19 protein-coding genes are annotated in these 24,790 nt (G+C 75.3%); 10 read left to right on the forward strand and 9 right to left on the reverse strand.

The window, feature by feature from the left end; all coding sequences use genetic code 11:
- Positions 1-65: 65 nt before the first annotated feature.
- The 3 genes from BTM25_RS23550 to BTM25_RS23560 are packed head-to-tail and all read right to left on the reverse strand — an operon-like array spanning position 66 to position 3,852.
- Positions 66-797: a DUF6544 family protein gene (locus BTM25_RS23550; protein WP_103565149.1), complete on the reverse strand. Its 732-nt coding sequence runs from the start codon at positions 795-797 to the stop codon at positions 66-68.
- The gene (locus BTM25_RS23555; protein ID WP_168212218.1) at positions 794-1,177 is read right to left on the reverse strand and encodes a pyridoxamine 5'-phosphate oxidase family protein; all 384 of its coding nucleotides are present in this window, start codon (positions 1,175-1,177) and stop codon (positions 794-796) included. The genes BTM25_RS23550 and BTM25_RS23555 overlap by 4 nt, the downstream gene beginning before the upstream one ends.
- Positions 1,174-3,852, reverse strand: coding sequence for an HAD-IC family P-type ATPase (locus tag BTM25_RS23560; protein ID WP_103565151.1), 2,679 nt, complete (start codon positions 3,850-3,852; stop codon positions 1,174-1,176). Before BTM25_RS23560 ends, BTM25_RS23555 begins: the two co-directional genes overlap by 4 nt.
- A gap of 147 nt (positions 3,853-3,999) precedes the next feature.
- On the opposite strand from BTM25_RS23560, the gene BTM25_RS23565 reads away from it, so the two are divergent.
- The 6 genes from BTM25_RS23565 to ftsH all read left to right on the forward strand — a co-directional run bounded on the left by BTM25_RS23565 (position 4,000) and on the right by ftsH (position 10,045).
- Complete coding sequence (locus BTM25_RS23565; RefSeq protein WP_103565152.1) at positions 4,000-4,869, forward strand: universal stress protein; 870 nt, start codon at positions 4,000-4,002, stop codon at positions 4,867-4,869.
- 2 nt (positions 4,870-4,871) lie between these two features.
- Positions 4,872-5,765, forward strand: coding sequence for a universal stress protein (locus BTM25_RS23570; RefSeq protein WP_103565153.1), 894 nt, complete (start codon positions 4,872-4,874; stop codon positions 5,763-5,765).
- Positions 5,765-6,757: an Acg family FMN-binding oxidoreductase gene (locus tag BTM25_RS23575; protein ID WP_103565154.1), complete on the forward strand. Its 993-nt coding sequence runs from the start codon at positions 5,765-5,767 to the stop codon at positions 6,755-6,757. The genes BTM25_RS23570 and BTM25_RS23575 overlap by 1 nt, the downstream gene beginning before the upstream one ends.
- A 101-nt stretch (positions 6,758-6,858) precedes the next feature.
- Positions 6,859-7,218: a hypothetical protein gene (locus BTM25_RS23580; protein ID WP_103565155.1), complete on the forward strand. Its 360-nt coding sequence runs from the start codon at positions 6,859-6,861 to the stop codon at positions 7,216-7,218.
- Positions 7,219-7,260: 42 nt separating this feature from the next.
- Positions 7,261-8,091: a universal stress protein gene (locus BTM25_RS23585; RefSeq protein WP_103565156.1), complete on the forward strand. Its 831-nt coding sequence runs from the start codon at positions 7,261-7,263 to the stop codon at positions 8,089-8,091.
- Positions 8,092-8,116: 25 nt separating this feature from the next.
- Positions 8,117-10,045: an ATP-dependent zinc metalloprotease FtsH gene (gene ftsH / locus BTM25_RS23590; RefSeq protein WP_103565157.1), complete on the forward strand. Its 1,929-nt coding sequence runs from the start codon at positions 8,117-8,119 to the stop codon at positions 10,043-10,045.
- A 135-nt stretch (positions 10,046-10,180) separates the two neighbouring features.
- Here the strand turns inward: ftsH and BTM25_RS23595 are convergent, their stop codons facing one another.
- Positions 10,181-11,824, reverse strand: a complete 1,644-nt coding sequence (locus BTM25_RS23595) for a GNAT family N-acetyltransferase (protein ID WP_168212219.1) — start codon at positions 11,822-11,824, stop codon at positions 10,181-10,183.
- A 185-nt stretch (positions 11,825-12,009) separates the two neighbouring features.
- Here BTM25_RS23595 and BTM25_RS23600 point away from each other — a divergent pair, with 185 nt between their 5' ends.
- Positions 12,010-13,050, forward strand: coding sequence for an NAD(P)-dependent alcohol dehydrogenase (locus BTM25_RS23600; protein ID WP_103565159.1), 1,041 nt, complete (start codon positions 12,010-12,012; stop codon positions 13,048-13,050).
- Between the two features lie 15 nt (positions 13,051-13,065).
- Here the strand turns inward: BTM25_RS23600 and BTM25_RS23605 are convergent, their stop codons facing one another.
- On the reverse strand, positions 13,066-14,769 hold the full coding sequence (locus BTM25_RS23605; protein WP_103565160.1) for a sensor histidine kinase: 1,704 nt from the start codon (positions 14,767-14,769) through the stop codon (positions 13,066-13,068).
- Between the two features lie 193 nt (positions 14,770-14,962).
- Here BTM25_RS23605 and BTM25_RS23610 point away from each other — a divergent pair, with 193 nt between their 5' ends.
- Positions 14,963-15,646 carry a response regulator transcription factor gene (locus tag BTM25_RS23610; RefSeq protein WP_328589665.1) on the forward strand — a complete coding sequence of 228 codons (684 nt, stop codon included), beginning with the start codon at positions 14,963-14,965 and terminating at the stop codon, positions 15,644-15,646.
- 52 nt (positions 15,647-15,698) lie between these two features.
- On the opposite strand, the gene BTM25_RS23615 is transcribed toward BTM25_RS23610, so the two are convergent.
- The 4 genes from BTM25_RS23615 to BTM25_RS23630 form a co-directional block, all read right to left on the reverse strand.
- Positions 15,699-16,259, reverse strand: a complete 561-nt coding sequence (locus tag BTM25_RS23615) for a DoxX family membrane protein (protein WP_103565161.1) — start codon at positions 16,257-16,259, stop codon at positions 15,699-15,701.
- A gap of 114 nt (positions 16,260-16,373) precedes the next feature.
- Positions 16,374-19,013 (reverse strand): magnesium-translocating P-type ATPase, encoded by a 2,640-nt coding sequence (gene mgtA, locus BTM25_RS23620; protein ID WP_103565162.1) that lies wholly within the window; start codon positions 19,011-19,013, stop codon positions 16,374-16,376.
- Positions 19,010-20,107, reverse strand: a complete 1,098-nt coding sequence (locus BTM25_RS23625; protein WP_103565331.1) for an acetate/propionate family kinase — start codon at positions 20,105-20,107, stop codon at positions 19,010-19,012. The genes mgtA and BTM25_RS23625 overlap by 4 nt, the downstream gene beginning before the upstream one ends.
- Entirely contained in the window at positions 20,104-22,461 is a 2,358-nt protein-coding gene (locus BTM25_RS23630) for a phosphoketolase family protein (RefSeq protein WP_103565163.1), read from the reverse strand. The genes BTM25_RS23625 and BTM25_RS23630 overlap by 4 nt, the downstream gene beginning before the upstream one ends.
- 276 nt (positions 22,462-22,737) lie before the next feature.
- Here BTM25_RS23630 and BTM25_RS23635 point away from each other — a divergent pair, with 276 nt between their 5' ends.
- Both BTM25_RS23635 and BTM25_RS23640 read left to right on the forward strand, forming a co-directional pair.
- Entirely contained in the window at positions 22,738-22,986 is a 249-nt protein-coding gene (locus BTM25_RS23635; RefSeq protein WP_103565332.1) for a DUF3073 family protein, read from the forward strand.
- Positions 22,987-23,059: 73 nt separating this feature from the next.
- Complete coding sequence (locus BTM25_RS23640) at positions 23,060-24,769, forward strand: SulP family inorganic anion transporter (protein ID WP_103565164.1); 1,710 nt, start codon at positions 23,060-23,062, stop codon at positions 24,767-24,769.
- The last annotated feature ends 21 nt before the right edge of the window (positions 24,770-24,790 follow it).

A 24,790-nucleotide genomic window follows, 5' to 3' on the forward strand; every position in this document is an offset into this window, starting at 1 on the left:
AGCGTGGCGGTCGCGGCCCGGACGCGGGCAGGGCCTCTGGTCGGCCGCCGCCGGGACCTTCGGCCTCAGACGAACGCGGCGTGCCAGAGGGTGAAGCGGAAGAACTCGCCCTCGTCCCAGCGGTCCGTGCCGTACCACCAGCCGACGCGGACGCGGGACGGGACCGTGAACCCGCCGAACGTCCGCTCTGCCAGGAACTCCGCGCCGAACACGTGCTCGCGGTACGGCCCTTTGTCCGGGTTGCCCCAGCGGGGGAGGGTGACGGAGGTGAGCGCGCCGTCCGGGGCGACGGTGAGCGTCACCGGATGCGCCTCGCCGCCAATCGTGACGTGCGCGCGGACGCGGCGGTCGTCCACGTGCTCGAACGTGACGGCGGACGTCAGCGCGGCGGCCGGGTCCAGGACGAGTTCGCCCGCGAGCCGTCCGGCGGCGCTGCGCGTGACGTCCGGCCCCGAGGCGGACAGGACGGGGATCGCGCCGAGCAGCCGCCAGCGCATCTCGCCGACCCCCGCGTCGTAGCGGTCGTGGCCGATGACGGGCAGCCCGGCGACCCGCGCGGTCGCCGACCAGAGGAACCCCTCGGGCGGGCGCAGGACCTGAGCGGCGGTGAACGGCCGCCAGGCGCCGAGCCGGATCGCGCCGCGCATCCGCAGCAGCGCCCCGGTGGTGAGCGGCGTGCCGGGGGCGATGGCGTGCAGGAGCCAGCGCCGCGCCGCGTCCGGCAGGCCGGCGACCATGCCGGGATCGAACGCCGCGGGACGTTCGGTGGGAGCGGCGAGCCTGCGGCGGACGGTCATGACGCCTCCTCGTGCGGACGTTCGGCGGCCGGCGCGAACCGGCGGCCCGTCACGTGCTCCCCGGAGATGCGGACCCCGGACGGGCCGGGCACGGCGCGGCCGAGCCCGACGAGCGTGACCGTCCAGCCGCCGGCCGCCGCGTCGTACTCGTCCACCTGGAACGCGACGACCGCGCCGAGCACCGCCCGTTCCAGCCGCGAGCCCGGGACGGTCCGGACGACCACGCCGTCCCCGTCCACCGTGAACGCGGCCGGCTCGACGGCGGGCAGCGCGTGGTCGGTGAAGACGATCCGTCCGGTGCGTCCGGGCGGGGCGGCGCGCAGCAGCGCCAGGCATTCCTCACGGCCGAGAACTCCCCGGCCGTCCCCGTTGGTGTTCATGGGTCCAGCGTGCGTCCGGAACGGGCGGCGCGGGCAGAGACCAACGTCCCTCTCCCGCCGCCGAACGCCCTCGGGACGGCCTTGACGCTCTCGACGAGCAGGTAGGACGCGACGGCGACGACGGCGGCCCGGCCCCATGCGGCGGCGTCGATCGGGGCGGAGCGGAAGACCGCGTTCATCGCCGGCAGATAGGTGTAGGCGGCCTGGACGGCGATGAGCGCGGCGGCCCCGGCGGCGACCCACGGATTGCGGCGCACGCCCCGCCACAGCAGCGGCCGGTCCAGCGACAGGCAGTTGAACAGGTAGGTCAGCAGCGTCAGCGCGAACACGTTCACCACGACCGTGCGGGCCTCGGCGAGCGAGCCGCCGTGCGCGTGCTCCCAGTGGAACAGCCCGTACGCCCCGGCGAGCAGGACGGCCGACACGAGCAGGATCCGTCCGGTCAACGCGCGCGTGAGCAGCGGCCGGGCGGGGTCGCGGGGCGGACGGCGCATGATCGCCTCGTCGCGCGGCTCGACGGTGAACGGGAGCCCGAGGATCAGCACGGCCGTCATGTTCAGCCACAGCACCTGGACGGGCTCGATCGGCAGTTCCCCGCCGGTGAGGATCGCGGCGGTGAGCAGCAGGCCGAGGCCGACGTTGGCGGGCAGCGCCCACACGATGAACTTGACGAGGTTGTCGAAGACGCCGCGCCCCTCCTCGACGGCGGCCTCGATCGAGGCGAAGTCGTCGTCGGTGAGGATCATGTCGGCGGCCTCCTTGGCGACCTCGGTCCCGTCGCGTCCCATCGCGATCCCGATGTCGGCCTGGCGGAGGGCGGGAGCGTCGTTGACGCCGTCGCCGGTCATCGCGACCACGTGCGCGCGGCTGCGCAGCGCCCGGACGAGCCGGAGCTTCTGCTCGGGCGACACGCGCGCGAACACGGTGACGCGCTCGACGGCGTCGGGCAGGTCGGCGTCGGAGCACGCCGCCAGCTCCCGGCCCGTCATGACGGCGCCGCCGAGGCCGATCCGCTCGCCGACGGCCCGCGCGGTCGCGGCGTGGTCCCCGGTGATCATCTTGACCTGGATCCCGGCGGCGTGGCAGGCGCGCATGGCGCGGGCCGCCTCCTCGCGCGGCGGGTCGTGCATGGCCTGCAACCCGACGAACACCAGCCGGGGCAGCTCGCCGATGCGGTCGGCGTCGTGGTCGGCGCGGGCGAACGCGAGGACGCGCAGCGCTTGCCGCCCGTACTCGGCCGCCAGGTCCTCGACGGTCGCGGCGTCCAGCGGGACGGGCCGCCCGGACGCGTCCAGCCGCGTGTCGCACAGGGCGAGCACGCGTTCGACCGAGCCCTTCACGTAGAGGGCGCCGTCCGCGTGCAGTGTGGCCATGTACTGCCGTTCGGAACTGAACGTGATCGTGTCCAGGCGTTCGGGGACGTCCGTCACCCCGCCCTTGGCCGCGCTGACGACCAGCGCGCCCTCGGTGGGGTCGCCGACCAGCTCCCAGGTGCCGTCGCGTTCGGTGACCCGTGCGTCGTTGCAGGCCAGCCCGGCGAGCAGGCATTCGCGCAGCGCGGGGTCGGCGGCCGGACGCCCGTCCGCCTCGATCCGGCCGTGCGGCGCGTAGCCGGAACCGGTGACGGTGTAGCGGCGGTCGCCCGCCGCGATGGCGGTGACGGTCATCTGGTTGCGGGTCAGCGTCCCGGTCTTGTCGGTGCAGATGACCGTCGTGCCGCCCAGCGTCTCCACGGCCGGGAGGCGGCGGACGATCGCGTTGCGCCGGACCATCCGCGCGACCCCGAACGCCAGCGTGATCGTCACGACGGCGGGCAGCCCCTCGGGGATCGCGCCGACGGCCAGTGCGACCGCCGCCGTCAGCATCTCGGCCGCGGGCTGCCCGCGCAGCGTCCCGACCGCGAACGTCACGGCGGCCAGCGCGAGGATCGCGACGGTCGCGCGCCGGCCGAACTGGGCGATCTTGCGGGTGAGCGGCGTCTGGACGGCGGTCGCGCGGTCCACGAGCCGGTGGACGCGGCCGATCTCGGTGCCCCCGCCCGTCGCGGTCACGACCCCGGCGCCCCGGCCGTAGGTGACGAGCGTCCCGGAGTACGCCATCCCGGCGCGGTCGGCGAGATCGGCGTCGCCCCGCGCGGCGGGGTCCTTGGCGACGGGGGCGGACTCGCCGGTGAGGGCGGACTCGTCCACGGTCAGTTCCGCCGCCCGCACGAGCCGCAGATCCGCCGGGACCTTGTCCCCGGCCTCCAGCGCGACCAGGTCGCCGCGCACCAGTTCCTCCGACGGCACGCGCCGCGCCCGCCCGTCGCGCACGACGGTCGCGGACGTGCTCGCCAGCGCCGCCAGCGCGCCCAGCGCGTGCTCGGCGCGCGACTCCTGCGCGAATCCGACGACCGCGTTGACGACCACGAGGACGAGGATCACCGTCGCGTCCACGTGCTCGCCGAGGCCCGCCGTGACGCCCGCCGACACCAGCAGCACGTAGATCAGCGGGCTGTCGAACTGCGCCAGGAACCGTCGCACGGGGCCGCGCCGGCGCGCGGCGGGCAGCGTGTTCGGCCCCGAGCGCGCGAACCGCGCGGCGGCCTCCGCCGCCGTGAGGCCGGCGGCGGCGTCGGTGCCCAGGTCCCGGGTGACGTCCTCGGCGGTCCGCAGGTGGGGCGGCGTCGCGTTCACCCTTCAAGGGTTCCCCGCGTCCGGCCGTCCGACGAGGGACCAAGGTCATGGCCGGGTCGCGAACGTCCCCCGGATCGGGGCCGAACGGCCCTGGGGAGGGCCCCGGCGCTCGCGGTGGCATGGAGGCACCGGAGCGGAGGAGGAGCCATGAGTCCCGGAACGAGCGTCGTCGTCGGCTACGACGGGAGCGAGGAGAGCGAGCGCGCGCTGGCGTGGGCGGCCGAGGAGGCCGCGCTGCGCCGCCTGCCGCTGACGGTCTGCCACGCCTGGCACTGGCCGTACCCGGTGACCTACATCGACCATGAGGGCACGGCGATCGTCCGGCGGATGGGTCAGCACGTCCTGGACCACGGAGTCTCGCTGGCGCGTGCGCTGCGTCCCGGGCTGAAGGTCCACGGCCGGCTGCTGGACGGCCCCGCCCACGCGGCCCTCGTCCACGCCGCCGCGGACGCCGAGGTGATCGTGGTCGGCGGACGCGACGAACCGGCACCGGGCTCGACGGCGCTGCGGCTGCCCGAGCACGCGGACCGTCCCGTCGTCGTGGTCCGCCCGGCCGGGCGGCGGTCCGGCGAGATCGTGGCCGGAGCCGACGGCTCGGCGGCCGGTGACGCGGCCCTCGGGTTCGCGTTCGAGGAGGCGGCGCTGCGCGGCCGGTGCGTCCGCGCCGTGTACGGCTGCTGGGAACCGGGCGCCGGCGGGGGCCGGGACCTCGCGCTGTTCCACGACGCCGACGCCGTCCGCCGTGAGCGCGGCGCGCTGCTCGAACGCGCCGTCGCCCCGTGGCTCGCCAAGTACCCGCAGGTCGACGCGCGGACGTCGCTGGTGGTGGAGCCGCCGCGCAAGGCCCTGCTGGACGCCGCGCAGACCGCCGCCCTGGTCGTCGTCGGCGACCGGGGGACGGGCGGCTTCGACGCGCTGCGGCTCGGCACGACGAGCGGGACCGTCCTGCGGTACGCGCCGTGCGCCGTCGCCGTCGTCCCCTCGCTCCGCGCCGGCCGGCCGAGCGGGCGGGAGTGACCATGACGGACGAGCAGAGGCCGCGCGGCGTCGTCGTCGGATACGACGGTTCCGCGGCGAGCGAGACGGCGCTGCGGTGGGCGGCGCGCGAGGCCCGGCTGCGCGGGCTGCCGCTGACGGTCTGCCACGCCTGGGAGATCTTCATGGCCGCCGGGCCGATGGCGTTCCCGGTCGCGGACCTGGAGGCGGCGGCGCGCGAGGTGCTGTCCGGCGGTGCGGAGCACGCCCGCGCGCTGCACCCGGACGTCCACGCCGAACTCGGGCGCGGACCCGCCGCGCAGATCCTGCTGCGGGCCGCCGAGCGGGCCGACCTGCTGGTGGTCGGGTCGCGCGGGCACGGCGGGTTCGCCGGGCTCCTGCTCGGCGCGGTGCCCGCGCAGGTCGCGGGCCACGCGCCCTGCCCGGTCGTGGTGGTGCGCGCGGACGGCCCGGCCGGGGACGGCCCGTTCGGGACGGTCGTGGTCGGCGTCGACGGTTCGGCGTCGTCGCCGGAGGCGCTGGCGGCGGCGTTCGCCGTGGCGGACGCGCGCGGCGCGCCGCTGGTCGCCTTGCTGGCCCGGCCCGCCGCCGAGGCGTTCGGGACGTTCGGGCCGCTGGTGGACGCCGACGGCATCGCCGGTCTGGCCGCCGAAGGACTCGCCCGCCTGCTCGACCCGTGGCGGGCCGAGTATCCGAAGGTGGCGGTGCAGTCGGAGGTGGTGACGGGAGCACCGCGCGACGTCCTGCTCGCCGCCGCGAAAGACGCGGGACTCATCGTCGTCGGGTCGCGCGGCACCGGCGGGTTCCGGGGGCTGCTGCTCGGCTCGGTCAGCGAGGCGCTGCTCCACCACGCGCCCTGCCCGGTCGCCGTCGCGCCCGCGCGGACCACGCCACGACGGGAACGGAGGACGGAGTGATGACGAAGACCGGGGAAGCACTGACGCGCCGGGCGGTGGAAGCCGCCGCGTGGGCGCCGTCGGTGCACAACACGCAGCCGTGGTCGTTCGGCCTCGGCCGGGACCGCATCGTCGTGCGGGCCGACGCCGGACGGAGACTGGACGTGGCCGACCCCGACGGCCGGGAAATGCTCATCAGTTGCGGCGCCGCGCTGTTCACGCTCGAAACCGCGTTGCGCGCGCACGGGCTCGTCCCGGACGTGCGGTCGCTGCCGGATCCGGACCGGCCGAACCTGGTGGCGGACGTCCGCGTCCGCCCGGGGGCGCCCGGGGACGAGGCCGCCGCGCGGTTGCTGCGGGAAGTTCCCCGGCGGCGCACGCACCGGGGCGTGTTCCGGGAGGTTCCGGTCGAGCCGGGCGTGCTCGCGGCCCTGCGCCTGGAGGCCGAGCGGGAGGGCGCGCACCTGCGGCAGGCGGTCGACGTCCACACCGTGGGGGCGCTGGCGGCGCTCACCCAGCTCGCCGAGCACCTGCGGCGGCTCGATCCCGCCCATGCCGCCGAGGCCGCCCGGTGGGCGCCCACCCCGCGCAGCACGCGGACGGACGGCGTCCCGCACACCGCCTATCCGCGCGAGACCCCGCGCAGCACCCCGGACTTCGCCGCCCGCGACTTCGCGCGGGGCAACGGCTGGGGCGTGCCCGCCGAGACGGACGAGACCGACCTCTCGCCGGGACTCGTGTTCACGCTGAGCACGGACGGCGACACCCGGGCGGACTGGCTCAACGCCGGACGGGCGCTGCAACGCGTCCTGCTGCGCGCCGCCGCCGACGCGGATCTGTCCGCCGCCTTCCACACGCAGGCGCTGGAGATCCCGGAGCTGCGCGCGTTCGTCCGGACGCGGTTCTGCAACGGCGACGCGCCCCAGATGATCCTGCGGCTGGGCGTCCCGGCGGGACCCGAGCTGGCGAGCGTGCGCCGTCCCCTGGACGCCGTCGTGTTCGACGAGCCCTGACCCGGTGCCGAACGGACCGGCCGTCCCGGGCCCAAGGTCCCTGTCGGCGCGTCGCCGCCCGGACGAGCATGAACGCGACGGCACCGACGGAAGGCGGGGACATGGGCGACACGATCGAGGCGGCGGCCGCGGCGCGGGACCGCCGCTGCGCCTCGGCGCTGACGCGGCTGCGGCGGACGGCGGACGCGGGCCCGGTCGGCCCCGACGCCGTGCCCGCCGCCCGCACGGTGCTGACCGAGCTGCGCCGGACCCGGCCGGGGCGCCGGGACGGTCGCGGTTCGAGCGTCGAGACGCTGTTCGCCCGCCGGCTGGACCGGCTCGCGGCGGTCGCCGACGAGATCGCCGGGGCGGCGTCGGCCGGGGACCTCGCCGCCCTCCGCGGCCACGTCTACCGGTTCCACGCCCTCGCCGTGGCGACCCGGCGGCTGCGGCTCGCCCTCCCGGGGCCCGTGCCGCGCTGACATCCCGGACACCGAAATCCGAGCAAGAGAAGAGGACGCGTCATGGCCACTCCCGTCATCGTCGGGATCGACGGTTCCGCGCACGCCTGGCAGGCCCTGGACTGGGCCGCCGCCGACGCCCTGCTGCACGGGCGTCCGCTGTCGCTTGTCCACGGCTCCCGGGCGCTGCTCCGGGACGGGACGCTGAGCGAACTCGACTACGAGCACCTGGACGAGGAGCGCACCGCCCTGCTGCACGAGGCGCGGCAGTACGCGCTGAAGCAGGCGCCCGGCCTGGAGATCACCACGGAGCTGATCGCCCTGGAGGCGGGCGAGGCGCTGCTCGACCTGAGCGACCGCGCGGCCCTCGTCGCGGTCGGCACGCGGGGCGTCGGCGGGTTCGAAGGCCTGCTGTTCGGTTCGGTGGCGCTGCGCGTCGCCGGGCGCGCCCGGTGCCCCGTGCTGGTCGTCCCCGGACCGGCCCCGCACCCGGCGGACGCGCCGCCCGAGATCCTGCTCGGCGTCGACACCGCCCATCCGCAGGACGCGGTGATCGGCTGGGCGTTCGAGGCGGCGTCGCTGCGCGGCGCCCGGCTCACGGCGCTGACCGCGCTGAGCGTGGACTTCGGCTCCCCGCACCTGCGCGGCGTCGCCGACCGCGAGCTGTCGGAGGTCCTGGCGGGCTGGTCCACGCGCTACCCCGACGTGCCGGTCCGGCCCGTCGTCGCGGACCAGGGCGCGGCACGCGCGCTGGTCCTCGGGTCCGAGCAGTCAGCGCTGCTCGTCGTCGGGGCCCGCCGGCCGGCGCGCCGGTTCGGTCTCGCGCTCGGCGCCGTGAACCACGCGGTGCTGCACCACGCCCGCTGCCCCGTGGCCGTCGTCCCGGCGGCCTGAGCACGACGCCCGCCAGGAGCCCCCGATGATCCGACGTGTCCATCTGCGCCCGCGCCGTCTCGGCCCGCCACCGGACGACGAGCCGCCGGGCAAGCCGCCGCAGAACCCCCCGCCGCCCACGTGGTGGCAGCGCTGGGGGACGCCGGTCCTGCTCGCCGTCCTGCTCCTGCTGATGTTCGGCCCGTCGCTGGCGGGCGACCGGCCGACGTCGCTCAGCTACAGCGCCTTCTCCGCCCGGCTGGACGCGGGACGGGTCAAGTCCGTGACGATCGACGAGCACGGCGGGCTCAGCGGGAAGCTGACCGACGGGAAGTCGTTCACCAGCCGCGTCCCCACGGCGATCGGCGCGGGCGACCTTCAGCAGCGGCTGCGGGCCGAGAAGGTGCGGATCGACGCCACCCGCTCCGGCGGATTCGGGAGCTTCCTGCTCGGCCTGCTCCCGTTCGCGCTGGTCATCGGCTTCTTCCTCTGGTTCGGCCGACGCGCGGGCGGTGGCCTGCCGGGGGGAGCGGGCGGGTTCGGGCGCGTCAAGGCCGAGGTCATCGAGGCCGAGCGCCCGACCACGCGGTTCGCGGACGTCGCCGGGTACGAGGGCGTCAAACGCGAGATCGAGGAGGTCGTGGACTTCCTGCGCGACCCCGGCCGCTACGCCGCCGCCGGGGCCGAACCGCCGCGCGGCGTGATCATGGTGGGTCCGCCCGGGACCGGCAAGACGCTGTTCGCCCGCGCGGTCGCGGGCGAGGCGCAGGTCCCGTTCCTGTCGGTGACGGGCTCGTCGTTCGTGGAGATGTTCGTCGGCGTCGGGGCCTCGCGCGTCCGGGACCTGTTCGCCGACGCCCGCAAGCGCGCCCCGTCGATCGTGTTCATCGACGAGATCGACGCCATCGGCGGACGGCGCGGCGGGACCATGCCCGGCGGCGGCAACGAGGAGCGCGAGCAGACCCTCAACCAGTTGCTCGCCGAACTCGACGGCTTCGACCAGAGCAGCGGGATCGTCGTGCTCGCGGCCACCAACCGGCCCGAGACCCTGGACCCCGCGCTGCTGCGGCCCGGCCGCTTCGACCGGCAGGTCGTCGTGCCGCTGCCCAGCCGTGCCGAACGGGCGGCGATCCTCGCCGTCCACGCGCGCGGCAAGCACCTGGACGCGGGCGTCGACCTGGAACGCGTCGCGCGGGCCACGCCCGGGTTCTCCGGCGCGGACCTGCACAACCTGCTCAACGAGGCCGCGATCAACGCCGTCCGCGACGACCGGACGACGATCACCGCCCGCGACGTCGACACCGCCCGCGACCGGCTGCTGCTCGGCCGCCGCGACACCTCCAACGCGCTGCTGCCCGACGAGCGCCGGTCGGTGGCCGTCCACGAGTCCGGGCACGCGCTGCTGGCCGCGCTGTGCGAGAACGCCGACCCGGTCGCCAAGGTGACGATCCTGCCCGCCGGGATGGCGCTCGGCGTCACCGAGCAGCTTCCCGAGGCCGAACGGCACCTCTACAGCACCGCCTACCTCACCGACCTGCTCACCGTGCGGCTCGGCGGACGCGCGGCCGAACTCGTCGTGTTCGGGCAGGGCTCGACCGGGGCGGCCGACGACCTGGCCGGCGCGACGCGGCTCGCCGCGCGCATGGTCCGCGAGTTCGGCATGTCCCCGCGCCTCGGCCCGGTCGGGTACGGGTCGACGACGCAGAACTACCTCGGCGACGGCCCCGACGAGACCGCGCCGCGCCCCTATTCGGAGCGGACGCAGCAGCTCGTGGACGAGGAGGTGGCCCGTCTCCTGCGCGAGGCGGAGGCGCGGGCCGTCCGGCTGCTGGGCGAGCACCGGGCCGCGCTGGACCGGCTCGCCGACGTGCTGGTCCGGCAGGAGACCGTGGACGGAAGCGCCGTCGCGGACGCCCTGCGCGCCGAGAGCGCGCTTCCCGGACCCGTCAACGGCGTTCCGGCGCGCGACGGGTGACCGTCACCCGGCGGCCCCCGTGGCCGCCGGGGTCGACCACGCCCACGCCACGCGTCGCCCCGGCGGATCCTGCGGCCGCCGGGGTCGGCCACGTCACGCGTCGGCCCGGCGACTTCTGCGGCCGCCGTGTCCATGTCATCCGTCGGCCCGGCGGACGGCGGACCACGCGCGGGCGAGAGCCCGCGCGGCCCGTTCCGGCGCGGCGTACGACGGGACGCCGACCGTTCCGGCCTGCCCCGGACGCACCGCGAGGACGGGCTTCCCGCACGCCGCGACCACGCCGGGACGTACCGGGAGCGCGATCAGCACCGCGTCCACGTCCCCGTCGTCCGCGAGCTTCCGGAACGCGCGGGCGTCGAGCCCCGCCGCCCGCGCCGTGACGGTGAGCCCGGCGGCGGCGCAGACGGCGGCGGTCTCGTGCCCCCGCTCCACGACCGCGACGCGCGGCCCGCGCGGGAACGGCTGCCGGGCCAGCAGCGCGGCGACGTCCAGCAGGTCGTCGAGCGTGCCGACCGCGACGATCCCGGCCCGCGCGAACGGCTCTGCCGGGGCGCCGAGCGCGAGGAGCGGGACGCGCCGCGCGGCACGGGCGAGCGTCCCCGGGTCGCCGGACGTGCCGGGGCCGAGGACGCCGAGACGCGTCGCGGGATCGGCCGCCCACCAGCGGAGCAGGTCGGCGGCGCACACGTCGGCCGCGGCGCCGACGCCGGCGAACGTCGAGACGCCCGCGCCGATCCGGGCCAGGCCGTCGAGCAGCGCGGCGCCGCCGGTCCCGGCCACGACCCCGACGCTCCCGGCGGGCCGCCGGACCGCCGTCGCGTGCAGCCCGATCAGCGGGTGCGCGACACCGGACGAACCCGGCCCGACCAGGCGCATCCCCCAGGCGTGGCAGGCGTCCCGCAGCGCGCGGTCCTGCCCATGGTTCAATCCGCCGGTGAGCACGACGACGGCCCGCGCGCCGCGCCGTCCGCACGCGGCGGCGGCGTCGGCGACCGACACGGCGGGCACTGAGAGGACGACAAGGTCGGGCGGCACGGGCAGCTCGGCGGGCGTCGCGACGCACGGCGCTCCCCGGGTCACGCGGCCCGCCGCGTGCGGGTTCACCGCGTGGACCGTCCCGGCGAACCCGCCGGACGTGAGGGAGCGCAGAACGTCCGGGGCCGTGCCGACGACCGCGACGGAGCGGGGCCGCAGCAGCGGGACGAGGCTCGCGACGTCCGCCCGGCTCGCCCGGTCGGCGACGGCCGCCCGGTAGCGTTCGCCGCCGTCCAGCGAGATCGCCGCCTCGACCACGCCCGCCGAGACACGGCTGCGCACGTCCAGTCCGGCGTCGGCGAACACGCGCAGCATCGCGGCGTTGGACGCCAGCACGTCGGCGCGGAAGACGCCGATCCCGCGTGCGCGGGCCAACTCGACCAGACGCTCCAGCAGCAGCGTCCCGACGCCGTGGTGCTGCATGCGGTCGGCGACCGCGAACGCCACCTCGGCCTCGCCCGGCGTGCCGGTCGGGTCGAACTCGCCGACGCCGACCAGCTCGCCGCGCAGCCACGCGCCGAGCGCGGCGCGGCCCGGACCGGTCCCTCTGCACAACCGCTCGGCGGCCTGGTCGGCGGCGGCCGCGCCGAGCCCGAAGAACCGCGCGTAGAGGCTGTCGGGGGAGAGCGAGCGGTGCAGCCCGCGCACGGCGTCCCGGTCGGCCTGGACCAGCGGCCTGATCTCCACCTGGACGCCGTCGGCGAGCGGCGCGAAGACCGGTTCGGCGGCAGTGAGTTCGGTCATGGGACCAAGGCTCGCGCGCGGGGACGCGCGGGCGGCAGGCGCGGACGTCCGCGCCGCCCGGGACCTTGGTCCCATCCCGCGCGGACCCCTGCCCGCCGCCGGGGGACCTTGGACGGTGCCCCGCGCCGCTCGTCCTCCTGTGGTCTGGAAGCGGCAACGGACGGCGAACAGACCGGAGACCCACGATGCGCGCACTGCGGCTCATGGACTGGAACAGCGAACCCGAACTCGTGGACGTCCCCGACCCGCGTCCGGGACCCGGCCAGGTCGTCGTCCGGATCGGCGGCGCGGGCGCGTGCCACTCCGACCTGCACCTCATGCACGACTTCAAGGCCGGGCAGCTCCCGTGGGAGCCGCCGTTCACGCTCGGGCACGAGAACGCCGGATGGGTCCACGAACTGGGCGACGGCGTCACCGGCCTCACGGTCGGAGAGCCCGTCGCGGTGTACGGGCCGTGGGGCTGCGGGACGTGCTCCCGCTGCCGCGCCGGGGCCGAGACCTACTGCGAGAACCTCGCCGCCGCGCCCGTGCCGGGCGGAGGCGGCGGGCTCGGGCTGGACGGCGGGATGGCCGAGTACCTGCTCGTCCCGGCGGCCCGCCATCTCGTCCCGCTGCCCGACGGCCTAGACCCGGTGACCGCAGCCCCGCTCACCGACGCCGCCCTCACCTCCCACCACGCCGTCCGCCGGTCGTGGCCGAAGCTCCCGCCGGGCGCGACGGCCCTGGTCATCGGCGTGGGCGGGCTCGGGCACATGGCCGTGCAGATCCTCCGCGCCACCACCGCCGCGCGGATCATCGCGGTCGACCCCCGCGCGGACGCCCTGGCGCTCGCCCGCGCCGCCGACCTGACGCTGACCCCGGACGACGACACCGCCGACCGCGTCCGCGCGGCCACCGGTGGACGCGGCGCGGACGTGGTCCTGGACTTCGTCGGATCGGACGCCACGCTCGCGCTCGCCGCGCGGGCCGTCCGGACGCTCGGCGACCTGACGATCGTCGGCCTCGGCGGCGGCACGCTGCCGGTCTCCTTCTTCGGCCTGCCCTACGAGGCGTCCGTGCAGACGACCTACTGGGGGACGCGGCCGGAACTCCAAGAGGTCCTGGACCTGGCGGCCCGCGGCCTCATCACCCCGGCGACCACCACGTTCCCCCTCGACCGGGCCGTCGAGGCGTACCGGCGGCTGGCCGCCGGCGACCTCACCGGCCGCGCCGTCATCGTCCCCTGACCCGCGTCCCGCGCGTCAGTCCCGGCCGGTGAGGGGGACCCGCCAGACGAGGACGGTGCCGCCGCCGGGGCGGGGACGGGTGGTGAAGGTGCCGCCGAGGGCGGACGCGCGGTCGTGGAGGTTGGCCAGGCCGCTGCGGCGCCCGCCCGCGGGGATGCCGGTGCCGTCGTCCTCGACGCGGAGCGTGAGGTCGTCGCCGGCGGTGACGTCCACGCTGACGTGGGCGGCGTGGGCGTGGCGGGCGGTGTTGGACAGGGCCTCGCGGGTGACGGCGAGCAGGTGGTCGCCGACGGTGTCGGGGACGGCGGTGTCCAGCAGCCCGTCCAGCCGGACCGAGGGCGCGAACCCGAGCTGTTCGGTCGCGGCGTCGACCAGCGCGTAGAGGCGGCTGCGCAGGCTCTCGGCGTCCGGGGCCGCCTGGAGCGCGAAGATCGTGGAGCGGATCTGGCGGATGGTGTCGTCCAGGTCGTCCACGGCGCGCTGGACGCGGGTCGCCACGTCCGGCTTGGTGGTGATCTTGATGGCGCTCATCAGCGTCATGGCCGTGGCGAACAACCGCTGGATGACGGTGTCGTGCAGGTCCTTGGCGATGCGGTCGCGGTCCTCGAACAGCGCGAGGCGCTCGGCGTCGCGGCGCCGGTCGGCCAGCTCCAGCGCGACGGCGGCCTGCGTCCCGAACGCCTCCAGCAGCCGCTGGGCGGACTCGGTGAACGCCGGTCCGCCGGGGCGGTTCATCACCGTGACGGCGCCGCGCGCCGAGGCGCCCGTCCCGAGCGGGACCGACAGCACCGGCCCGACGGGCGGGTCGGCGCCGGGGCGTCCGGCGTCCTCCAGCCGCAGCGAGACGCCGTCGGTGAACACCGACGCCTCAAGGGCCTCGGCCATGGGAGTGCGCAGTCCCCGCAGGCGGGGCGCCGCCGCGCCGTCGGCGGCGTCGACGACGAACGCCCGGCCGGCGGGATCGGCGAGGGAGACGGTGGCGAGGTCGGCGGCGGCGATGCGGCGGGCGCGCTCGGCGACCAGCGCCGTGACGTCCCGGGTGCCGGTGCCCGACAGCAGCCGGGTGGAGACCTCGGCGGACGCTTCGAGCCACTGCTCGCGGCGGCGCCCCTCCTCGTAGAGGCGGGCGTTCTCGATCGCGACGCCCGCGGCGGTGGCGAGCGCGCCGACGACGACCTCGTCGTCGGCGTCGAAGTCGCCGCCGCCGGCCTTCTCGGTGAGGTAGAGGTTGCCGAACACCTCGTCCCGCACCCGGATCGGGACGCCCAGGAACGTCCCCATCGGCGGATGGCCCGCGGGGAACCCGTAGGACTCCGGATGCGCCGACAGGTCGTGCATCCGCAGCGGCCGGGGCTCCTTGATGAGCAGGCCGAGGATGCCGCGCCCGTGCGGCCAGTGCCCGATCGCCTCGATCTCCTGCTCGCCCACCCCGACGGTGACGAACTGGAGGAGCCGCTCCCCGTCCTCGTCGATGACGCCGAGCGCGCCGTACCGGGCGTCGACCAGCGTCGTCGCGGCCTCGGTGATGCGGCGCAGGACGGTCTCCAGATCCAGCTCGCTGCCGATCGAGACCACGGCCTCCAGCAGCGCGTGGACCCGGTCGCGCGTCGACCGCGCCGTCTCCAGCCGCGCCTGCAGCTCGGCCAGCAGATCGTCCAGCTTGAGCTGCGGGAGGACGAGCCTGGCCCGGTCCTCGCCGGGCGACGGGTCACCGGCCATGGGTGCTCACCTTTCGCTTCTGTGCGGGGTGCGCCGCGGACGGTGACGCATGTCCGAATACTCGCACCGCCCGGGACCTTCGTCCCTGTGATCGAGGACTCATGGTCCACCGGAGGGTCTCGGCACTGACCTATCGTCGGGGAGAACCCGTCCGTCACCGCGGGCGCTCGCCCGCCTCCCAGCGTAAGGACCGATGATGGCCGAACCGCCGAGCGCTCCGACGCCGATCCGCGTCTTCCTGCTGGACGACCACGAGGTCGTCCGGCGCGGCGTCGGCGCGCTGTTGTCGGCCGAGGACGACATCGAGATCGTCGGCGAGGCGGGCTCGGCGGAGCAGGCGCTGGCGCGGGTCCCGGCGGCCCGTCCGGACGTGGCCGTGCTGGACGTGCGGCTGCCCGACGGCGACGGCGTCACCGTCTGCCGCGACCTGCGCTCTCAGATGCCCGGGCTGGCGTGCCTGATGCTGACGTCCTTCGACGACGAGGACGCGCTGTTCGACGCCGTGATGGCCGGCGCGTCCGGCTACGTCCTGAAGCAGATCCACGGTTCGGACCTGGTCGGCGCGGTGCGGACGGTCGCGGCCGGGCAGTCGCTGCTGGACCCGCGCAGCACGGCGCGGATGCTCCAGCGCATCCGCGAGCGCCAGGAGCGCAAGGACCCCCTCGCCGCGCTCACCGACCAGGAGCGGACGATCTTCGAGCTGATCGGCGAGGGCCTGACCAACCGGCAGATCGGCGAGCGGATGTTCCTGGCGGAGAAGACCGTCAAGAACTACACCTCGCACGTGTTCGCCAAGCTCGGCATGACCCGCCGCACCCAGGCCGCCGCCTACGCCGCCCGCCTCAAGGCCGACGAGGCGAAGAACCCCGAACGCTGAGAAGCGGTGAGGCGCGCCCCCGGTGCGCCTCACCGCTTCGTCTTCGTGCCGGTCACTTCAGGAACGGGAACCTGCGGACCAGCGCCGTGGCGCTCCAGAAGCGGCCGAGGCCGAGCGCGTCGCCCGCGCTGACCAGGGCCAGGCCGATCAGGACGACCGCGTAGATCAGGTGGTCGTCCATGAAGAGGTTGTTGGCGGGCGGGAGCACGGCGCTCCACATCATGACCAGCAGCAGCGCGCCGGCCCCCGCCGCGGCGCGCATCCCGATCCCGAGGACGAGCGCCGCGCCGACGCCGGCGAGACCCGCCATGAACAGCCAGTCGGCCCAGGCCACTCCGGCGATGTTGTGGTAGAAGCCGGCGAGCGGTCCCTGCGGCGCGTGCTTCAGGAAGCCGTCGGTGGGGCTGCCGCCGTCGATCCACGCCTGGGCGCGCGGCGTCTCGTGGCCGAGCCCGAAGGTCTTGTCCAGGAACGCCCAGACGAACACCCAGCCCAGCGCGAGCCGGGCGGCGGCCCAGACGTAGCGCGCGGCGGGCGACTCGGTCAGCGGCGCGGGGGCGTGCAGGTGGGGCAGGACGCGGTGGGCGGTGTTCTTGCGGGTCGAGACAGCCATTGTCGTCTCTTCTCTGTTCGTACTCGAATCCGTCTGCCCCTACTTCATCGTTTCCCGGAAATCCGGGGCAGGTGCGAAAGGCTCACGGCCGTGGGACCTAGGTCCTCGGCGCGGTCACCGGGTGAAGCGCGCGGCGCGGCGGTGGACGCGATAACCCGTCCGGCGCGGGCGCGTCGCCGGGACGGGACGCGCGGCGGCCCGGTAGAAGACGCGCTTGCCGATCTCGATGAGCACGAAATAGACCGCCAGCAGCGGGACGAGGAGCAGCAGCAGCGTGCCCGGCAGCGGCCGGAAACCGAGGTCCCGGGCGAACGGCAGGACGGGCAGCAGCACGCCGGCGCCGACCGCCCCGAACACCGAGAGCAGCAGGGGAACGCTCGGGCGGCTGCGGAAGAAGGGGATCCGGCGCGTCCGGACGGCGAAGATCACCAGGGTCTGGGTGGCCAGGGACTCCACGAACCAGCCGGTGCGGAACAGCGTCGGCCCCGCGTGGAAGCCCCACAGCAGGAGGCCGAACGTCGCGAAGTCGAACAGGGAGCTGATCGGCCCGAAGAAGGTCATGAAACGGCGGATGAAGGGGACGTCCCAGCGCGCCGGACGGGCGAGCCGTTCGGGATCGACCGTGTCGGTGGGAATGGCGAGCTGGCTGGCGTCGTAAAGGAGGTTGTTGAGCAGGAGCTGCGACGGGAGCATCGGCAGGAAGGGCAGGAACAGCGACGCCCCGGCGGCGCTGAACATGTTGCCGAAGTTGCTGGACGTCCCCATGAGCACGTACTTCATCGTGTTCGCGAAAATACGGCGGCCCTCGGTCACGCCGTCGGCGAGCACGTTGAGGTCCTTCTCCAGCAGCACGACGTCGGCGGCGTCCTTGGCCACGTCCGTGCCGGACTCCACGGAGATCCCGACGTCGGCGGCGTGCAGGGCGACCGCGTCGTTGACGCCGTCGCCGAGGAACGCCACGTCCACGCCCGTGCGCCGCTGCGCCGCGACGATGCGGGCCTTGTGCTCGGGGCCGACCCGCGCGAACACGGTCGCGGTCGCGATCAGCTCGGCGAGCCGCGCGTCGTCGGCGGCGTCCACGTCGGCGCCGGTGACGACCCGCGTCACGGGCAGCCCGAGGTCGGCGCAGACCTTCGCGGCGACGACCGGATTGTCGCCGGTGAGCACCTTGACGGTGATCCCGAGCCCGGCGAGGCGGTCCAGGGCCGTGCGGGCGGACGGCTTGGGCGGGTCGGAGAACACCAGCAGGCCGTCGGGCGCCAGGTCGTGCTCGTCGTCCGGCGTCAGCGCGGCGTGCGCCGCCGGGACGGCCCGGGACGCGACGGCGATCACCCGGTTCCCGGCGGCGAACTCGGCGTCCAGCGCCGCGCGCAGGGCATCGGGGACATCGGCGCAGCGCGCGAGCAGCACCTCCGGCGCTCCCTTGGTGATGACGCGCCGGTTCCCGTCGGCGTCCTCGACCAGCACCGACGCCAGTTGCCGCTCATGGTCGAAGGGGAGCGCGGCGACGCGCCGGTACGTCCCGGCCCGCGCCCGGAGCGCGGCCGAGGCCGGGGCGTCCCAGATCGCGGTGTCGAGCGGGTTGCCGCCCGTGGCGCGGCCGTCGTCCACGGTGGCCTCGTTGCACAGCATGCCGAGCAGCAGCGGGGTGTCGGACGTGTGCCCGTCCGCGCCGGCCGCGTGCAGCAGCGCGATCCGTCCCTCGGTGAGCGTGCCGGTCTTGTCGGTGAACAGGACCTCGACGTCGCCGAGGTCCTCGATGCACACCAGCCGTTTCACCAGCACCTTGCGCCGGGCGAGCCGGCGGGACCCCGCCGCCAGGCTCGTGGAGACGACGGCGGGCAGGAGCTGCGGCGAGATCCCGACCGCGATGGCCAGGGAGAACAGCAGCGCGTCCAGCAGCGGCCGGTGCAGGACGAGGTTGATCGCGAAGATCGCGCCCGTCAGGACGGCCGCGACCCGGACCAGGAGCATCGAGAAGCGGCGCAGCCCGATCTGGAACTCGGTCTCGGGCCGGTGCTCGCCGAGGGCGACGGCGACCCGCCCGAACTCGGCCCGTCCGCCCGTGGCGACGACGACGCCGCGTCCGGACCCGGCGTGCACGACGGTGCCCATCAGCGCGCAGCACGTCAGCTCGGCCGAAGGCGTCCCCGGCGGGACGGGCGCCGTGGACTTGGCGACCGGCAGCGACTCGCCGGTCAGGACGGACTCCACGCACTCCAGCCCGGTGACGTCCAGGAGCCGCAGGTCGGCGGGCACGACCTCGCCGAGCCGGATCTCCACGACGTCGCCCGGCACGAGGTCGGTGACGTCGATCGACACCGGCCGTCCGCCGCGGTGGACGACGCAGCGGTGCCGGACGCGAGCGTGCAGGGACTCGGCGGCCCGCTCCGCCCGGTACTCGTTGCCGAAGCCGAGCCCGACCGACGCGGCCAGGATGGCGCCGATGATGACGGCGTCGCCCCGCTCGCCGAGGAAGAACGACGCGCACGCGGTGCCGAGCAGCAGGACGAGCAGCGGCGAGCGCAGTTGCCGTCCGAGCACCGCCCAGGCCCGCGCCCGGTGCGACCGCACCGCGTTCGGCCCGTACGCGCGCAGCCGCCGGGCGGCCTCGGCCTCGGTCAGCCCGCCGGCGCGGGACGCCAGCCGGGCCGTCGCCGCCGTCGCGTCGAGCACCCCGGCCGCCGTGACCGTCAGCGCCTCCGGAACCGCCGCCTCGCCGGGAGCGCTCGCGCGGACGCGGAGACCGGTCATGATCGGCGCTTCCGGTCCGCGAGGGCGCGGCGGGTCCCGGCGGCGACCTCCAGGTCCTCGCGGGCCTCGACGACGAACGTGCGGACGGACGCGCCGGAAGCGCTGATCTCGGTCACACCGGAGGGACGTGCGGCGGCGTTGCGGCCGGGGTCCAGGGAGATGCCGAGGAACTCCAGCCCGTCGGCCGCGCGGGACCGGATCTGGTGGGCGTGCTCGCCGACGCCGCCGGTGAAGACCAGGACGTCGGCGCCGCCGAGGGACGCCGCCATCGCGGCGATGCCGGCCCGGAGGCGGTGGAGGTAGACGTCCACCGCGAGCCCGGCGGCGGGGTCGTCGCGGTCCAGCAGGTCGCGCAGGTCGCCGGTTCCCGCGAGCCCGGCCAGGCCGGAGGCGTGCTCCAGGCCGTCGGCCACGGTGTTCGGATCCAGGCCCGCGTGGGTGATCAGCCAGAGCAGCAGGCCGGGGTCGACGCTGCCCGACCGCGTCGCCATGACCAGGCCTTCCAGCGGGGTGAAGCCCATCGTGGTGTCGACGCTGCGTCCGTCGCGCACCGCGCACAGGGACGCGCCCGCGCCGAGGTGGGCGACGATGATCCGGGATCGTCCGGTCGCCTGGGCCGCCGTCCGGGACGCGTAGGCGTGCGACAGGCCGTGGAACCCGTAGCGGCGGATCCCGTACCGCTCGCGCCAGGCGGCCGGGAGCGCGTAGGTGGCGGCGGCTTCCGGCAGCGTGGTGTGGAACGCGGTGTCGAAGCACGCGACGGCGGGCGTGCCGGGCAGCAGCCCGCCGACGGCCTCGATGCCCGCCAGCGATTGCGGCTGGTGCAGCGGGGCGAGGTCGGTGAGCGCCCGCAGGCGGCCGAGGACGTGGTCGTCCAGCACGACGGGCGCGGTGAACTCGGTCCCGCCGTGGACGACCCGGTGCCCGATCGCGTCCGGCGGCGGGCAGGACGCGAGCACGTCCGCGAGCGCGTCCGGGTCCAGCTCGCCGCCGCGCGCGGGCCGGGACGCGCTGGTGAGCACGGTGTCGTCGTGGTCGAGCAGGGACAGCTTGACGCTGCTGGACCCGGCGTTGACGACCAGGACGCGCGTCACCGGCCCGCCTCCGGCCACGTCCAGTCCCGGACGGCGGCCGGGTCCTCGCCGTGCAGGCGGGTGTGCGCGCGGGCGCGCAGCCGTTCGTCCGCCATCCGCTGGCGCAGGTGCGCGGCGCGTCCGCCGAGGCCGTCGACCCGGTCGATGACGTCCATGACCAGATGGAAGCGGTCCAGGTCGTTCAGCATCACCATGTCGAACGGCGTGGTGGTCGTTCCCCGCTCCTTGTAGCCGCGCACGTGGAGGTTGTGGTGGCCGTGGCGGCGGTAGGTGAGGCGGTGGATGAGCCAGGGGTAGCCGTGGAAGGCGAAGATGATGGGACGGTCGGTGGTGAAGAGAGTGTCGAACTCCCGGTCGGACAGTCCGTGCGGGTGTTCGGTGTCGGGTTGCAGCCGCATCAGGTCCACGACGTTGACGACCCGCACCTTCAGCTCCGGCAGGTGCTCGCGCAGCAGGGACACGGCCGCCAGGGTCTCCAGGGTCGGGATGTCGCCCGCGCAGGCCAGCACGACGTCCGGGTCGAGGCCCTCGTCGTTGGACGCCCACTCCCAGATCCCGATGCCGCGCGTGCAGTGCCGGACGGCCTCGTCCATCGTCAGGTAGGTCAGTGCGGGTTGCTTTCCGGCGACGATGACGTTCACGTAGTCGCGGGAGCGCAGGCAGTGGTCGGCGACCGACAGGAGCGTGTTGGCGTCCGGCGGCAGGTACACGCGGACGACCTCAGGGCTCTTGTTCATCACCACGTCCAGGAACCCGGGGTCCTGGTGGGAGAAGCCGTTGTGGTCCTGCCGCCACACGTGCGAGGTGAGCAGGTAGTTCAGGGACGCCACGGGTCGCCGCCACGGGATCGCGCGGCTGGTCTCCAGCCATTTGGCGTGCTGGTTAAACATGGCGTCCACGATGTGGATGAACGCCTCGTAGCAGTTGAACAGGCCGTGCCGCCCGGTGAGCAGGTAGCCCTCCAGCCAGCCCTGGCACAGGTGCTCGCTGAGGACCTCCATCACCCGGCCGTGCGCCGCGAGATGGTCGTCGCCCGGCAGCCGCGCCGCGTTCCACGCCCGGTCGGTGACGTCGAAGACGGCCTGGAGCCGGTTGGAGGCGGTCTCGTCCGGGCCCATGATCCGGAAGTCGTCGGGGTTGGCGGCGATCACGTCGCGCAGCAGCGCGCCGAGCACGCGGGTCGCCTCGGCCGTCGCGCGGCCGGGGGACGCCACCTCGACCGCGTAGGCGTGGAAGTCGGGAAGTTCCAGGTCGCGCAGCAGCAGGCCGCCGTTGGCGTGCGGGCTGGCGGTCATCCGGCGGGTCCCCGACGGCGGCAGTTCCCGCAGCTCGGGGACCGGAACGCCGTCGGCGTCGAACAGCTCGTCCGGAAGGTAGGAGCGCAGCCAGTCCTCCAGCAGCGCCAGGTGCCCGGGGTCCGTCCGGACGCCGGTGACCGGCACCTGGTGGGCGCGCCACGTGCCCTCGACGGGGAGCCCGTCGACCTCCTTCGGCCCGGTCCAACCCTTCGGCGTGCGCAGGACGATCATCGGCCAGCGCGGACGGTCGGTCGCGCCGTCCTCGCGGGCACGGCGCTGGATGGCGGCGATCTCGTCCAGGGCGTCGTCCAGGGCGGCGGCGAGCGCGCGGTGGACGGCGGCGGGCTCGTCCCCGGCGACGACGATCGGACGGTGCCCGTACCCTTCCAGCAGGCGCAGCAGCTCGTCCTCGGGGATGCGGGCCGGGATCGTCGGGTTGGCGATCTTGTAGCCGTTGAGGTGCAGGATCGGGAGCACCGCGCCGTCGCCGGCCGGGTCCACGAACTTGGTCGAGTGCCAGCTCGCGGCGAGCGGCCCGGTCTCGGACTCGCCGTCCCCGACGACGCACGCCACCACCAGGTCCGGGTTGTCGAACGCGGCCCCGTAGGCGTGCGCCAGCGAGTACCCGAGCTCGCCGCCCTCATGGATCGACCCGGGCGTCTCGGGCGCGACATGGCTCGGCACGCCGCCGGGGAAGGAGAACTGCCGGAACAGCCGCTCCATCCCGCGCGCGTCCCGCGTGACGTGCGGATACAGCTCGGTGTAGGTCCCCTCCAGCCACGCGTTCGCGACCGCCGCCGGACCGCCGTGCCCCGGCCCGACGACCATGATCATGTTGAGGTCGCGGGCTTTGATCACCCGGTTGAGGTGGGCGTGGCAGAGGTTGAGACCGGGCGAGGTGCCCCAGTGCCCGAGCAGGCGCGGCTTCACATGCTCGGGCCGCAGAGGCTCGCGCAGCAGCGGATTCGCCATCAGGTAGATCTGGCCCACCGACAGGTAGTTCGCCGCGCGCCAGTACGCGTCGAGCCGCTTCAGTTCGTCGTCGTTCAGCGTCATCGGATGGCCCCTTCGACGGATGTCGCCAAGATCCCTACTGGTTGACTGCCCGGTCGGCGCCCGGGGACGCGCGCCGTCGTGCCCATGCTCGACGTCCGGCGAACCGCGCCGACAGGGCCTTTGGTCCGCGGTGGGGCCCCGCGGTCCCGACTCCCCGCAGGCCGGCGCCGGCTGAGGCTCCTCGTGTGCGCGATCCCACACGACTCAATGACTTTACGAATTAAGCAATTGGCTATGATCGCAACTCATCGGACGGTGGGAGCGAGGGGGCCGGTCGTGGGACGTGGTCGGGCGAAGGCCAAGCAGGCGAAGGTCGCGCGCAGGTTGAAGTACGGCGGCGGAGGCGGCGACCTTGAGAGCCTGTCGCGGGAGCTGGGAGCGACCGCGGGCGGTGACGACGCGTCGGTCGGCCGGGCGGACGAAGCGGGCCGCCGTCAGGTCGAGGACCGGTCCGAAGAGACCGTGGGTGAGTCGGGCCGTCCGGCTCGCGCGCGTGAACGGCGGGCGCCGATGTGTCGGAGCTGATGCGCGCGGCCCGGCGGATCCCGACCGACCTGCCGGCCGATGCGCGGACCGCGCCAGCGTGTGGGAAGCGCGCATGAGCGACCGGGCCCGCCTGCGCGGTCTGGCCGTGCGGTCGGCGCGCCTGCTGCCGGGACGTGCCGACTGGCGGATCGTCCGGCGGTCGTGGGGCCGGGACCTGGTGGCCGGGCTGATCGTGGCGGTGGTGGCGCTGCCGCTGGCGCTGGCGTTCGGGATCAGTTCCGGGCTGGGCGCCCGCGCCGGTCTGGTCACCGCGGTGGTCGCCGGAGCGCTGGCCGCGATCTTCGGCGGCAGCAACCTCCAGGTGTCCGGACCGACCGGCGCGATGACGGTGGTGCTGGTGCCGATCGTCGCCCGGTACGGGACGCGGGGCGTGCTGCTGGTGGGGCTGCTGGCCGGACTGATCCTGATCGTGGCGGCGGTGTCGCGGGTCGGCCGCCTCGCGGCCTTCCTGCCCACTCCCGTGATCGAGGGTTTCACCGCAGGGATCGCGGTGGTGATCGCGTTGCAGCAGGTTCCCGCCGCGCTCGGGATCACCGGCGTCCACGCCGAGAAGGTGTGGCGGGCCGCCACCGAGGCCGCCGCCCGGTTCGCCGCCCACCCCACCGCCGCCGCTCCGGCCATGGCGGTGGGCGTCGCCGCGCTGATGCTGATCGGCGGCCGGTGGCGACCCGGCGTCCCGTTCTCCCTGGCCGGCGTCGCGATCGCCACCCTGGCCGCCGAGGCCGCCGGGCTGGACGTCGCGCGGATCGGCGCGCTGCCCGCCGGGCTGCCCGTCCCGTCGCTGGACTTCGTCGACCCCGGCGCGGTCACCGCGCTGTTGCCGTCGGCGCTGGCCGTGGCGGCGCTGGCCGCGTTGGAGAGCCTGCTGTGCGCCACGGTCGCCGACGCGATGAGCGTCGGGGAGGAACACGACCCGGACCGTGAGCTGTTCGGCCAGGGCATCGCCAACCTCGCCGCCCCCGTTCTGGGCGGGGTGCCCGCCACCGCCGCGATCGCCCGCACCGCGGTCAGCGTCCGGGCCGGAGCCCGTTCCCGGCTGGCCGCCCTCACTCACGCGGGCGTGCTCGCCGTCATCGTGCTGGCCGCCGGCGGCCTGGTCGGCCGCATCCCGCTGGCGGCGCTGGCCGGGGTCCTGCTGGCCACCACCGTCCGGATGGTCGAGGTCGGCTCCCTGGCCGCCCTCGCCCGCGCCACCCGCCGCGACGGCGCGGTGCTCGTGCTGACCTTCGCCGTCACCGTGGCGTTCAACCTGATCACCGCCGTGGCCGTCGGTGTCGCGGCGGCGGTCGTGCTGGCGCTGCGCGCCCTGGCCCGCACCGCCCGGCTCCAGCCCGTCCCCCTCCCGGCCGGCGACCACACCGCCGAGGAGCGGTCCCTGCTGGACGAGCACATCGTGGCCTACCGGCTGGACGGCCCGCTGTTCTTCGCCGCCGCGCACCGCTTCCTGCTGGAGCTGTCGCAGGTCGCCGACGTCCGTGTGGTCATCCTGCGGATGTCGCGGATCACCACGTTGGACGCCACCGGCGCCGGTGTCCTCGGGGACGCCATCACACGCCTGGAACAGCGCGGCATCCTGGTCCTGCTGTCGGGCGTCGACCCCGTCCACGACCAGGTGCTGACCACCCTGCGCACGGCCGAACACCTCCGCCGCGACGGGCTGGTCTTCCCCGGCACCCCCGCCGCCATCGCCCACGCCCGCGCTTACCTGCACGCCACCGACGCGGGACTTTCGGCACTGCCCGGGAGCCCGGCCCGCTCCTAACGTCGGCGGGGAGACGACGGG

This window comes from Actinomadura rubteroloni (assembly GCF_002911665.1).
Taxonomy (GTDB): Bacteria; Actinomycetota; Actinomycetes; order Streptosporangiales; family Streptosporangiaceae; genus Spirillospora; species Spirillospora rubteroloni.